Origin of the sequence: Komagataeibacter rhaeticus (assembly GCF_003207855.1) — a bacterium.
GTDB lineage: Bacteria > Pseudomonadota > Alphaproteobacteria > Acetobacterales > Acetobacteraceae > Komagataeibacter > Komagataeibacter rhaeticus.
The window spans coordinates 1-13,020 of the sequence record NZ_NKTZ01000009.1 but is presented as its reverse complement, the minus strand read 5'-3'; the positions used below and the strand labels follow the sequence as shown (position 1 = coordinate 13,020).

At 67.7% G+C, this 13,020-nt stretch carries 10 protein-coding genes; 5 read left to right on the top strand and 5 right to left on the bottom strand.

The features are described from left to right. Positions 1–143: 143 nt before the first annotated feature. The 5 genes from tsaE to trxA all read left to right on the top strand — a co-directional run bounded on the left by tsaE (position 144) and on the right by trxA (position 8,439). On the top strand, positions 144–650 hold the full coding sequence (gene tsaE, locus CFR78_RS10010; RefSeq protein ID WP_007397665.1) for a tRNA (adenosine(37)-N6)-threonylcarbamoyltransferase complex ATPase subunit type 1 TsaE: 507 nt from the start codon (positions 144–146) through the stop codon (positions 648–650). Beyond that, entirely contained in the window at positions 647–1,408 is a 762-nt protein-coding gene (locus tag CFR78_RS10005) for a nucleotidyltransferase family protein (protein ID WP_039998658.1), read from the top strand. The genes tsaE and CFR78_RS10005 overlap by 4 nt, the downstream gene beginning before the upstream one ends. After that, on the top strand, positions 1,405–4,455 hold the full coding sequence (gene addB / locus CFR78_RS10000; RefSeq protein WP_051672046.1) for a double-strand break repair protein AddB: 3,051 nt from the start codon (positions 1,405–1,407) through the stop codon (positions 4,453–4,455). Before CFR78_RS10005 ends, addB begins: the two co-directional genes overlap by 4 nt. Continuing rightward, positions 4,452–8,036 (top strand): double-strand break repair helicase AddA, encoded by a 3,585-nt coding sequence (gene addA, locus CFR78_RS09995; RefSeq protein WP_034929605.1) that lies wholly within the window; start codon positions 4,452–4,454, stop codon positions 8,034–8,036. The genes addB and addA overlap by 4 nt, the downstream gene beginning before the upstream one ends. Positions 8,037–8,109: 73 nt before the next feature. Next, positions 8,110–8,439, top strand: a complete 330-nt coding sequence (gene trxA, locus CFR78_RS09990; RefSeq protein ID WP_034929608.1) for a thioredoxin — start codon at positions 8,110–8,112, stop codon at positions 8,437–8,439. 25 nt (positions 8,440–8,464) lie between these two features. Here the strand turns inward: trxA and hpnK are convergent, their stop codons facing one another. The 5 genes from hpnK to CFR78_RS09965 all read right to left on the bottom strand — a co-directional run. Further along, positions 8,465–9,319: a hopanoid biosynthesis-associated protein HpnK gene (gene hpnK, locus CFR78_RS09985; RefSeq protein WP_110581111.1), complete on the bottom strand. Its 855-nt coding sequence runs from the start codon at positions 9,317–9,319 to the stop codon at positions 8,465–8,467. 78 nt (positions 9,320–9,397) lie between these two features. Further along, on the bottom strand, positions 9,398–10,822 hold the full coding sequence (hpnJ, locus tag CFR78_RS09980; protein WP_034929611.1) for a hopanoid biosynthesis associated radical SAM protein HpnJ: 1,425 nt from the start codon (positions 10,820–10,822) through the stop codon (positions 9,398–9,400). 107 nt (positions 10,823–10,929) lie between these two features. Further along, complete coding sequence (gene hpnI, locus CFR78_RS09975) at positions 10,930–12,108, bottom strand: bacteriohopanetetrol glucosamine biosynthesis glycosyltransferase HpnI (protein WP_007397672.1); 1,179 nt, start codon at positions 12,106–12,108, stop codon at positions 10,930–10,932. A gap of 63 nt (positions 12,109–12,171) precedes the next feature. Continuing rightward, positions 12,172–12,834, bottom strand: a complete 663-nt coding sequence (locus tag CFR78_RS09970; protein WP_034929614.1) for an ABC transporter substrate-binding protein — start codon at positions 12,832–12,834, stop codon at positions 12,172–12,174. After that, on the bottom strand, positions 12,831–13,020 hold a 190-nt coding region (locus tag CFR78_RS09965), incomplete at its 5' end, for a hypothetical protein (protein ID WP_146221274.1). The genes CFR78_RS09970 and CFR78_RS09965, both read right to left, overlap by 4 nt.

Sequence of the window (13,020 nt, the reverse complement as noted above, 5' to 3'; positions counted from 1 at the left end):
CCTGCGATCCATCGGGTCAAAGGCACCTGTCAGCTGCGGTTTTGCGTTTTTGTCGCCAATGGCGCAACCCCCGGCGCATCCTTCGGCATGTCCTGCCGCATGCCCCCTTGTGCGGGGCTGTGGGGCAGGGGCACAATCAGCCCATGCAAGACAGTTCCCCAACGGCCGGTGGCGGCAGGACCATACGGGACATTCCCCTGCCCGATACACAGGCGACCCAGGCGCTGGGCCACGCGCTTGCCCCCCTGCTGCGCGCGGGGGATGCCGTACTGCTGGAAGGCGACCTTGGCGCGGGCAAGACCACCCTGGCGCGTGCCCTGCTGCGTGCGCTGTGCGGCAGTCCGGACATGGAAGTGCCAAGCCCGTCCTATACACTGGTGCAGGTCTATGACGCGCCGCTGGCCGCGGTCGCGCATTTCGACCTGTGGCGGCTTGACGGGCCGGATGCCCTGCATGAACTGGGCTGGGATGATGCGTGCGAGGGCATTGTCCTGGTGGAATGGCCAGACCGCCTTGGCACGCTTGCCCCCCCGGATGCGTTGCATGTCCGCCTGCTGCATACGGCGGATGGCGGGCGGGTGGCCCGGCTGGAGGGCTGGGGCGCGCGGCTGGCGCAGGCAGGTGATATGGGGATGGGAGAACGGTCATGAGCGTGGACATGCCGCGTGTTGCCATGGTTTTCGCGGCGGGGCTGGGGCGGCGCATGCGGCCACTGAGCGAACGGATGCCCAAGCCGCTGCTGGAGGTGGCGGGGCAGCCGATCCTGGATCATGTGCTGGACCGGCTGGAGGCGGCGGGCGTGCCCGAAGTGGTGGTCAACGCCCACTGGCAGCCCGGGGCCATTCACGCAGCCCTTGCCACGCGCGCTGCGGCCGGGCGCGGGCCACATACCACCGAACAGGTTGAGGACAGCCTGCTGGAAACGGGGGGCAGTGCCGCCGCCGCCCTGCGGGCGGGAAGGCTGGGGTCGGGGCCGTTCTTCCTGCTCAATGGCGATGGCATGTGGCTCAACGGTCCGGTAGCGGCCCTGCGGCGGCTGGCGGCCGCCTTTGATCCCGCCCGCATGGACGCCATGCTGCTGCTGGGCGCCATGACCCGGGCCGTGGGGGAAGTGGGGCGTGGGGACTTTGCCATTGACGCGCATGGCAGGCCGCGCCGCCCGCGCGCGGGGGAGGTCACGCCCTATGTCTTTACCGGGGTGCAGATCGTCTCGCCCGCCCTGTTCGATGGCGCGCCGCAGGGCGCGTTCAGCATGAACCTGCTGTGGGACCGGGCCATGGCGGCAGGCCGGCTGGGGGTGATCGTGCATGATTCGCTGTGGTTCCACCTGTCGCGCCCGGCCGACATCACGGCCGCCGAGCAGGTGCTGCATTCCGCCCTCAACCCGGACCGGGACAATGATATATGACTGAAAGCCGGGGGGCACCCTGCCTGCGTGGCCGCGTTGCCGTCGTGCCGCCGCATGTACCCTTTGTGGACCAGATTGCCGCGCGCTGGCTGGATCAGGCGGGGCATGACCCGCGGGAGTGTGGCACCGGCTTGATCCTGCTGCCCAGCCGCCGCGCCGCCCGCGCCCTGACCGAGGCGTTCATGCGCCAGGTCGATGGCCGCCCGCTGCTGCTGCCCCGTATCGCCCCCATTGCCGCGCTGGATGAGGCATCGCTTGCGCTGTCAGGCCAGAACGCGCTTGACCTGCCGCCCGCGGTGGACCCGGTGCGGCGGCTGGCAACGCTGAGCCTGCTGGTCATGCAGGCGGGAAAGGCGTTTGGCGATGTGCAGGGCGTGGACCAGGCATGGCCGCTGGCGCGCGCGCTGGCGGACCTGATGGATGAGGCGGAATGGGCGGAATGTGACCTGCGCACGCGCCTGCCGCATGCGGCGGAAGGGGATTTTGCCCAGCACTGGCACCAGACACTGCGCTTCCTGTCCATCGTGACCAGCGTGTGGCCCTCATGGCTGGAAGAACAGGGGGTGATGAACCCTGTTGCCCGGCAGACCGCCCTGCTGCACGCGCAGGCCGCGCGCTGGGAACGCGAGCCGCCCGCGCCCGGTACCCCCATATGGGCCGTAGGCTTTGCCGATGCCGTGCCTTCGACCATCGCCATGCTGCGCGCCGTGCTGTCCGTGCCCGACGGGCTGCTGGTGCTGCCCGGTGTGGACACGACATGCGCGCAGGCGGTGTGGGAACACCTGCCTCCCGACCATCCCCAGGCCGGTACGGCCCGCATGCTGGCCGAACTGGGGATTGCGCGTGATGGCATGGAACAGTGGGACAGCCTGCCACCGGGCAGTACCGCCACCAGCCCGGCCGCGCGGGCGGGGCTGCTGGCGCGCGCGCTGCTGCCTGCCCATGCGCTGGAACAGTGGCGCGCGCCCGATGCGCCGGTGGCGGCCGATGGCCTGTCGGTGCTGCGCAGCGCCGACCAGCAGGAGGAAGCCGCCGCCATCGCCATGGTCCTGCGTCAGGTGCTGGAGCAGCCCGGCAGGCGCGCGGCCCTCGTCACGCCCGACCGGGCGCTGGCCGGGCGGGTGGCGACGGAACTGGTGCGCTGGGGCGTCATTGCCGATGACAGCGCGGGGGAAAGCCTGCTCACCATACCGCAGACCGCGTTCCTGCGCCTGATCGTGCAGGCGGTGGATGGCGGGCTTTCGCCCGTGGCGCTGCTTTCCGTCATCAAGCACCCGCTGGCGGCGTGTGGTCTTTCACCGGGTAACTGCCGCGCCAGCGCCCGCCAGCTTGAACGGCTGGTCCTGCGTGGCCCGGCACCGCCCCCCGGCATTGCGGGGCTGCGGCGCGCGCTGGCGCGGGCGGCGGATGATCCCCATGGCGCGCTGGCCGATGCCCCCGACGCACCGGAGGAAATCAACGCCTTCCTGAACCGGCTGGAAGCGGCCTTCGGCCCGCTGCTGGCCCTGCCGGTCAGCACGCCGGTGCCGGTTCCCACCCTGCTGGCCGCCCTGATCGAGGTTGCGCAGGACCTGGCCACGACCGGCAGCGCCGATGGCGCCGAACGCCTGTGGGCAGGCGAGGAAGGCAACGCGCTGGGCCAGCACATGAGCGCGATGCTGGCCTGGTGCGATGTGCTGCCCGATGCCCGTCTGGGCACGCTGGACGGGCTGCTGGCGTCCTCGCTCGCGGGTATGACCGTGCAGGGGCGGCGCGCCGTGCGCGGGCGGGCGGGGGCGGTGCACCCGCGTGTGTTCATATGGGGCCTGCTGGAAGCACGGCTGCAGACGGCGGATACCATCGTGCTGGGGGGACTGGTGGAAACCGTGTGGCCACCCGCCACCGATCCGGGGCCATGGATGAGCCGCCCCATGCGCACCCGTGTGGGCCTGCCCGCGCCGGAATGGGTGATCGGTCAGGCCGCGCATGATTTCGTCTCCTGCGCCTGCGCCGCCCCACGGGTCGTGCTGTCGGTAGCCGGCCGGCGGCAGGGCGCGCCCACGGTGCCCGCGCGCTGGCTGGTGCGGCTGGATGCCTATCTGGCGGGGCATGGCCACGGCCTGCCCGCGCACCCCGCCCTGCGCTGGCTGGAGGGGCTGGACCGGCCCGCGGGCGTGCCCATGCCGGTTGCCCCCCCGCGGCCGCGCCCGGCGGTGGGCCTGCGCCCGCGCAGCCTGTCGGTGACCGAGATCGAGACATGGATGCGCGACCCCTATGCCATCTATGCCCGCCGCATACTGAAGCTGAACCGGCTGGCGGATCTGGAGGAACTGGCCGATGCCGCCGATTACGGCCAGATCGTGCATGCGGCTCTGGACAGGTGGTTCCGCGCCCATCCCGCCGACTGGCCGGCCGATGGCGCGGTACGGATGCAGGCTGTCTTTGCCGATGTACTGCGTGAGGCGGGCCTGCGCCCCGCGCTGGCGGCGTGGTGGGCACCCCGGCTGGAGCGTATTGCCACATGGTGCGCCCGGACCGAACAGGCCCGCCGCGCCACCGGCGCCCCCTGCACGGTGCTGACGGAGCAGGGTGGGACCATGCGGCTGGACGACCTGCCCGGTGGCGCGTTCACCTTGCGCGGGCGGGCCGACCGGATCGACCTGCACGGGGATGGCGCGCTGAGCCTGTTCGATTACAAGACCGGCACCCTGCCCGCCCGGCGCAGCGTGATCGAGGGCTGGCAGTCCCAGCTGGTGCTGGAGGCGGCGATGATCGAGAGCGGCGGCTTCCCGCCCCCCGTGGCGGGCAGGGTAGCGGAACTGGTGTACTGGCGGCTGACCGGCGGCCATGTTCCGGCACAGGTGCTGGATGTCGCGCGCGGCACGGAACTGAGTGACCTGATCGCGCACTGCCGGCAGGGGCTGCATGATCTGGTCGCGGCCTATGACAGCCCGGAACAGCCCTATCTGTCCCATCCCTGGCCCGGTGAGGAACCGCGTTTCGCCGATTATGCCCATCTGGCCCGGGTGGCGGAATGGAGTGCCGCGCGTGAGGAGACGGCAGGATGAACCGCCCCGTCACGAAGGGGGAAGGCAGGGCGGACGCCATCGGCCTTGCCAATCGCAGCCAGGCGCAGGCGTCGGACCCGCAGGCGTCGGTTTTCGTCTCGGCCTCGGCGGGCAGTGGCAAGACCAAGCTTCTGGTCGACCGGCTGCTGCGCCTCATGCTGCCGCGCGACGTGCCGGACCGGGACGGGGTGATGACCCGCGTGCCCGGCAGCGACCCCGCGCGCATCCTGTGCCTGACCTTTACCAAGGCGGCGGCGGCGGAAATGTCGATCCGCCTGCAGAACCGGCTGGGCCAGTGGGTCATGCTGCCCGATGCGGATCTGGACCGGGAGCTTGCGCGCCTGTCCGTACCCACCGGGGTGGAGACCCGCCGCGTGGCGCGTGAACTGTTTGCCCGCGTGCTGGACCTGCCCGGCGGCATGCGCATCGGTACCATCCATGCCTTCTGTCAGTCGCTGCTGCGGCGTTTCCCCATCGAGGCCGCGATCAGCCCGCATTTCACCCTGATCGAGGAAACCGATGCCCGTCTGGCCCAGCGCGCGGCGGTGGAGGATGTGGTGGGGCAGGGTGGCCCGGCCGTGTCCACGCTGGCGGCCCAGATCGGGGTGGGGGAGTTCACCACCCTGATCGGCCGCCTGCAGGCCCAGTCGCGCCGCATCCTGCCCGTGGCGCGGCGCTGGCAGGCCGATCCCGCCACGGTGGAAGCGGCACTCATGCGCCTGCTGGGCATCAGTGGCCGCAGCGCGGAGGATGTGCTGTGCAGGGCCTGCGCCACGATTCCCGATGAGGACGCCCTGCGGGACGGCCTGCGGCTTGTCGTGCACAAAGGCGCCCCCACGGCGCGGGCGCTGGCCGAAACCATGCTGGCATGGCTGGGGCAGGATACGGCAGCCCGTGCGGCGGACTGGCCCACATGGCGGAGCAGCCTGCTGACGCAGAAGGGCGAACCCCGCCAGCGGGGTGGCCTGAACATCAAGCTGGCAGCCGAGTGTTCTGGCCTTGTTGGCCAGCTTGGGGCGGAAGCCGCGCGGGTGATCGGCATCGACCGGCAGTTGCGTGCCATCACGGTGTTCGAACTGACCTGCGCCCTGCTGTCCGTGGCCCAGCCGGTGCTGGAACGCTATGCCACGCGCAAGAGCGCGCAGGGCATGGTCGATTATGACGACCTGATCGACCGCACGCTCCAGCTTCTTGATGATCCGGGTGCGGCATGGGTGCTGTACAAGCTTGATGGCGGCATTGACCACCTGCTGCTGGACGAGGTGCAGGATACCTCGCCCGACCAGTGGGCCATTGCCGGTGGCCTGACCGCCGAATTCTTCGCGGGCGAAGGCACGCATGATGATGAAGGCTGCCCGCGCACCATCTTCGCGGTGGGGGATTACAAGCAGTCGATCTATTCCTTCCAGGGGGCCGATCCGGAGGCTTTTCGCGCCTGGCGGCAGCGCTTCCGCAGGCGCGCGGGGGCCGCGCAGGCGCTGTGGCGTGAACCGGCGCTGACCGTTTCCTTCCGTTCCACAGCACCCGTGCTGAAGCTGGTGGACAGCGTATTCGCCAATCCCGCCGCCGCCCGTGGCGTGGTGGAGCCGGAAGGCGGAATTCCCGCCCATGTCACCGCCCGGCCGGGGCAGGGCGGACGTGTGGAGATATGGCCCCCCGTGCCGGTGGAAGCCAGCGGGATGGATGTCAGCCCATGGATGGCGCCGCGCCATAATGCGGGCCAGTCCACCGCCCAGCAGCGCCTGGCCGACACGCTGGCGGGCTGGATCGCGACACAGCTGCGCAAGGCACCCGCGCCGGGGGAGGCGGCACTTGCGCCCGGTGACGTGCTGATCCTTGTCCCCCGCCGGTCCGCCTTTGCCCGCGCGCTGATCCGCGCGCTGAAAACCCACGACGTGCCGGTGGCCACCCTGGTGCGCACTGTGCTGACCGACCAGCTTGCGGTGCGTGACCTCATGGCGCTGTGCGCGGCCCTGCTGCTGCCGCAGGATGACCTGACGCTGGCCTGTGTCCTGACATCCCCCATTGGCGGCCTGGATGACGATTCGCTCATGCCGCTCGCCACCGGGCGCAATGGCCAGCCACTGTGGGCGGTGCTGCGCGCGCGGCATGCCGAACGGCCTGACTGGGCCGCCGCGTGGCATATCCTCAATACCCTGTTCCGGCAGGTGGATTACGCCACCCCCTACCAGCTGCTGGCCGAAGCGCTTGGCCCGCTGGGGGGGCGTGCGCGCCTGCTGGCACGCCTGGGGCCGGAGGCGGTGGAACCGGTTGACGAACTGCTCTCCGCCGCCCTGCGCTTTGAGGAAGCGCATGCCATTTCCCTGCAGGGGTTCCTGCACTGGCTCAACGCATCGGATGAGACCGTGCGCCACGAGCCTGATGCCTCCGCCAACATGGTGCGTGTCATGACCGCGCATGGGGCCAAGGGGTTGCAGGCGCGGCTTGTCATCCTGCCCGACACCATTGCCACCCCGCGTTCCGACACCAATATCCTGTGGGCAGCCGACGACGTGACGGGTCTGCACATACCGGTCTGGGTACCCCGGCGCGAACTGGCCACGGATGTGACGGCGGGCCTGCAGGAACAGATCCGCCTGAATGCGGCGGAGGAATATAACCGCCTGCTCTATGTCGCCCTGACCCGGGCCAGCGACCGGCTGGTGATATGCGGATGGGAACCCGGAAGGGGCGTGCCCGATGGCTGCTGGTACGACCTGTGCCGGCAGGGTTTCGAGAGTGCGGGGGCAACCGCGCAGCCCTTTGATCTGGGCTGGGAGGGGGAAACCCTGGTTCTGGAGGAAGCGCGCGCGTCTTCCCTCCCCGCTGCCCCATCCCCCTGTGCCGACCATGCGCCTGACAGGTCTGTCCCCCTGCCGGACTGGATGGGCCATGCCCCGCTCTGGCGGCCTGTCATGCCGGTTGCGGAAGGCCCGCTGGCCCGCCCGCTGGCCCCCAGCCGGCCCGATGACGTGGCCCTTGGCCCGCAGCCCGCCGTGCGCTCGCCGCTTGCAGCCGCCAGCACCGTACGCGCCCGGGCGGACAGGGAGGCCAGTCGTGCGCGCGCGTTGCAGCGTGGGCAGCTGGTCCATGCCCTGCTGCAGTACCTGCCCGACTGTCCCGTATCCCGGCGGGCGGAACTGGCCGATGCGTGGCTGGCCCGCCCGGCGGCAGGACTTGCGCCCGCGCAGCGGGGTGAACTGGTGGCGCAGGTGCTGGCGGTGATGGACCAGCCGGCGCTTGCCGCCCTGTTTGCCCCCGGCAGCCGCGCGGAACAGCCGCTTGCGGGTGTTGTCGGCCAGCAGGTGATCGTGGGGCAGGTGGACCGCATGGCGGTGGATGCCGGTACGGTTACCGTGTGTGATTTCAAGACGAACCGCCACCCCCCCCAAAGCATTGACAGGACGCCGGTGCTGTACCTGCGGCAGATGGCGGCCTACCGGGCGCTGCTGCGCGGGGTCTATCCGGGCAGGCAGGTCGTGTGCGCGCTGGTCTGGACGGAGGGCGTGCGGGTTGACATCCTGCCCGCTACGCTGCTGGACAGGTATGCACCCGACATGAAGGATGCCATGCAGGCTTGACCCCACGCCCCGGCATGGCCATGTCAGCACGACACGGGCGGTCACCCCACCGCCAGAGAGGAGTTTTCAAGTGATGAGCGAAAATACGATTGCTGTCAGCGATGACCAGTTCAAGTCCCTGGTGCTGGACTCCAAGGAGCCGGTACTGGTTGATTTCTGGGCGGAATGGTGCGGCCCGTGCAAGATGATCGCCCCGGCGCTGGATGAAATTGGCGCGGAGTTCAAGGGCAGGATGACCGTGGCCAAGGTCAATATTGACGATAACCTGCGCGCCCCTAACGAATACGCCGTGCAGAGCATTCCCACGCTGATCCTCTTCCGCGATGGCAAGCCGGTGGCCAAGCAGTCGGGTGCCGTGCCCAAGAGCCAGCTCAAGGCATGGGTTCAGGCCAACCTGGGCTGATAAGTTACGGCGCGGTGGTGGCCCGTCAGCGCGCGCGGGCCACATCCGTCCATGTTGTGGGGGTTGCCCCCGCATGGGCAAGCCCCGAACGGAAACCGGGGGCGCATAGCGTGCGCAGCTCGGCTTCGTGCTCGTATGTGGGCATGAGCCGCTGCAGGAGTTTGTTCTTGGCCGTGGCCGGGTGGAAGTAGATTTCCGACAGGCCATCGGGCAGGTGGGCGGCCAGTGCGGAGACGCGCTCGGTCGTCATATGCCCGCTCCATGCCAGCCCGAAGCACCAGTCATTGGTGACAAGCCCCGCCTTGTGCGCCTGGTGGCGCAGCAGGCCGGTCCAGCGCCGCAGCGCGGCATCACCCAGCATATCGGCATAGGTGCCCGCCGCATAGAGCGGCTGGGGCGGTTCCAGCGGCACACGGATCGCGCGCAGGCCGTGGCGCAGCCCGCTTTCAATCATGTACCGTCCCACGGTGGGGTGCAGGTGCATGTGCTTGTGCGCGTTGGCGTGGTCCAGCGCCAGCCCGGTTGCGGTGAAGGCCCGGAACTGGGCCTCGATCTCGGCGGCCAGTTCCCGGCGCACGGCGGGGCGGAAGAAATACTCCACGCCCAGCTTCAGCTGGTCGGAGGGGAACTGCCCGTCCTGCGGCACCAGAAGCGGAATATCGGCTGGCGGCAGGGTGGCCGGCCCTTCGATCGCAACCAGATGCAGCCCCACCCGCAGGTCCGGCAGTTTTTTTGCCCGGCGCACGGCATCGGTGGCGGCGGGGCCGGAGACCATCAGGCTCGCGGTTGACAGCAATCCGTCCCGATGCGCGATCTCGATCGCCTCGTTCACTTCTTCGGACAGGCCGAAATCATCGGCGGATATGATGACACGCTTCATGATGGAAAACCGGGTGGCATGAAAAAAGAAATGCCGGAACCCGAAGGTCCCGGCATGGGGCAATCGCAGGCAGCCTGATCAGGCGGCGCGACGTTCGCGCAGGAACTGGAAGAATTCCACCCCTTCGCGCAGGCGGCGCTTCATCATCTGCGGGCTGCGGACCATCTCGTTCAGGATCGAGGCGATCTTGGGCGCGCGGAAGTAGAACTTCCGGTAGAACTCTTCCACGCTCTGGAAGATTTCGGTGTGCGACAGATGCGGGTAGTGCAGGGGCGCAATCTGCACGCCGTTATCATCGATCAGTTCGGCGTTCTTCTCATCCAGCCAGCCATTCTCGGTCGCCTGCTTGTGCAGGAACGTGCCGGGATAGGGTGCCGCCAGCGAGACCTGCAGGGTGTGCGGGTTGATCTCGGTGGCGAAGCGGATGGTTTCCTGAATGGTTTCCTTCGTCTCGCCCGGCAGGCCGAGGATGAAGGTGCCGTGGATCTTGATGCCCAGCTCGTGGCAGTTCTTGGTGAACTCGCGCGCCGTCTCGACACGCATGCCCTTCTTGATGTTGTGCAGGATCTGCTGGTTGCCGCTCTCGTAGCCCACCAGCAGCAGGCGCAGGCCGTTGGCCTTGAGCACTTCCAGCGTCTTGCGCGGCACATTGGCCTTGGCGTTGCACGACCACGTCACACCCAGCTTGCCCAGTTCCCTGGCAATCGCTTCGGCACGCGGCAGGTCATCGGTGAAGGTATCGTCGTCGAAGAAGAATTCCTTCACCTGCGGGAAATACTGCTTCGCCAGACGGATCTCGGCCGCCACATGCTCGGGGCTGCGGGTGCGGTAGTGGTGGCCACCCACCGTCTGCGGCCACAGGCAGAAGGTGCAGCGCGACTTGCAGCCACGGCCGGTATAGATCGAGATGTAGGGGTGCATCAGGTAACCGATGAAGTAATCCTCGATCTTCAGGTCACGCTTGTACACCTCGGTCACGAACGGCAGGCTGTCCATGTCCTCGATCATGGCGCGGTCGCGGTTATGGACGATCTTGCCGTCCCCGTCGCGCCAGGAGATGCCATCGACATCCTTCCAGTCGCGGCCTTCGGCCATTTCCTTGATGGTGAAGTCGAACTCGTTGCGCGCCACGAAGTCCACCGGCGGGGCGTTGAGCAGGCTTTCCTCGGGCTGGACGGCAACCTTGGCGCCCACCATGCCGATCTTGACCTTGGGATTGGCGTCCTTGATCATCTGCGCCACCCGCACGTCCGAGGCGAAGGACGGGGTGGAGGTATGCATGATGACGAGGTCGCGGTTGCGCACGTCTTCCAGGATCGGTTCCATGCCCATGCGCGCGGGCGGCGCATCAATCAGGCGGCTGCCTTCCACCATGGCGGCGGGCTGCGCCAGCCATGTGGGGTACCAGAACGACTTGATTTCCCGCTTGGCCTGATAGCGGGAGCCGGCCCCACCGTCGAATCCGTCAAACGAAGGCGGCTGGAGAAACAGGGTTTTCATCATGCTACGCATATCCTCGGGTTCTGGCGGGGAAACGGGGTTCCCTTATACCCGTTCTTATTGACTACAGGGTTGGTTTTTCAAAGCAGGCCCAGCCTGCCCATGGGGGGTCAGTCACGGGGTGATGCCGGCTGTGAGCGTGATGTCATGACCGAATGGGGCGTGACATGCATGGTCTGCCCGCGCCAAGCAACCCGGGTGCCGGTCACGCTGCCCACCATGATCGCGGCCGATATCCAGTCGCGCAGTGGCAGCAGCAGCAGCGGCAGCAGGCTGCGTTGCGCCAGCGTCCGGTCCAGTATGAAGGAGCATACGCCCCGCCATGCCCATGTCCCGGCAAAGAAGAACCACGTCCACGCGGCATGCGGGGCCAGGAGCACCGCGACACTGGCCCAGAACAGTGGCAGCTGGATGGCGGAGGCGGCATAGCCCGCCGGTTCCAGCGTCTTGACCGTCCGGCCCCAGCGCAGTTCATGCGCCAGTACCTCGCGCATCGAGGTCTCACCCACCGTGGTCCATGTCATGCACGCGGCAATGGCAATGTCCTTGCCACGCTCGCGCACATAGCGACCCAGCATCGCATCATCGGCAACATGGGGCACCAGGGCTTCCAGTCCGCCTATCGCCTCAAGCATGGAGCGGCGCAGCGCCATGGTCGCCCCCAGGCAGTCCTGCCGCCCCAGATAGCGCGACAGCATGACACCGGGCAGGAAGTTGTGGTTGATCTGGCATGCCGCCAGCAGGCGCGGCACCGTGGGGGAAGCGGGCAGCCCCGCATAGAGCGTGGTGACCAGCCCCACATCGGCGGGGACCAGCGCGCCCACCACATGGCGCAGGTAGTCGGGCGCCACATGGATGTCCGAATCGGAGATGACCAGCACATCATGCTTCACGCTGCGCATGATGTTGATCAGGTTGCCGATCTTGCGGTTGACCCCGTGAAAGGTGGAGTCGACCACCAGTTCCATGTCCACCGCCGGATGCCGCTCCATCAGGCGGCGCACGATGGGAATGGCCGCATCATCTTCCGACTGGACGCCAAAGACGATCTGCATCTGGGGATAGTCCTGCGTGCAGAAGCTTTCGAGCGCCTCTTCCAGCAGGGGTTCATCCCCATGCAGCGGCTTGAGCACGGACACGGGTGGCATGGGCACCTGCCGGTCCACCCGCTTTTCCTGCCAGCGGAAACGCGAGACCAGAACGGTGCCAAGCGCTGCCTGCATGCACCCGGCGGCCGCAACGGTCGCGGCCAGTCCGGCGGGTGAAACAAGAGCGTTGAAAACAGACATTATCTTTCCGGCAAGGTCCCGCGTATGGAGCGAATCAGAAAAAGGCGTAAGGGAGGGGTGCGATCACTCTTCCGAGAACGTCTTGATTTTTTTCTGTAGCAGATTTGTCAGTTTTTGCACATTGCCGCCAGACAGGGCCGAACTGAAATCGGCCCGCTGGGCCGCGACCTGGCTGATATGGGCATTGAGCAGCACATCCACGATCTGCCAGCCCCGGGCGCCCGAACGCATCACGTAATTGATTTCGGTGCCATTGGCGTCATCGGACGAGCCAATGCGTGTTACAACAATACGGTCATTGCCAACGGGGGATGCGGTCACGGCGGGATCGATGGTGAAGCGCGCGTCACTGCCCGGCTTGAAGCTGGAAACATAGCGGGCGATCGTGAACTGGCGGAATGTGGCCAGCAGGGCCTGCTTCTGGTCATCGGGCAGGGTCGCGTAACGCGGGCCGATGGAGGAGGCGAGCACGGCTTCCATGTCATAGGCATGGTCGATGGCCGGGGCCAGGATCTGCGAACGCTGCTCGAACGAGCCGGCACCCTTGGCCTGGATGCGGTCAAGCGCTGCATAAAGCGCCTTGATCGGTTCCTGCACCTGCGCATCGGATGCGCTGGCGGCATGGGCTGCATGGATGGGGAAGACGGCAGGGACGACCGGTGCCGCCATCAGGCTGGCGCACAGCACCAGCGACGTGGTTTTCAGGACATGTTTCATAATGTTCATGATTTCGGTCCGTTTGCTGTCTTTAGCAAGGGCTGCGTCATGCTGATTCCGACACCCAGCGCCTCAAGGGCGGTATTGGTAATGGCCGCCGCATCCAGCCCTGCCTCGATATACTGGGCATCCTGGGTGTTATGATCGATGAAGCGGTCGGGCAGGGTCATGGGGCGGAAGCGCACGCGGTCGAGC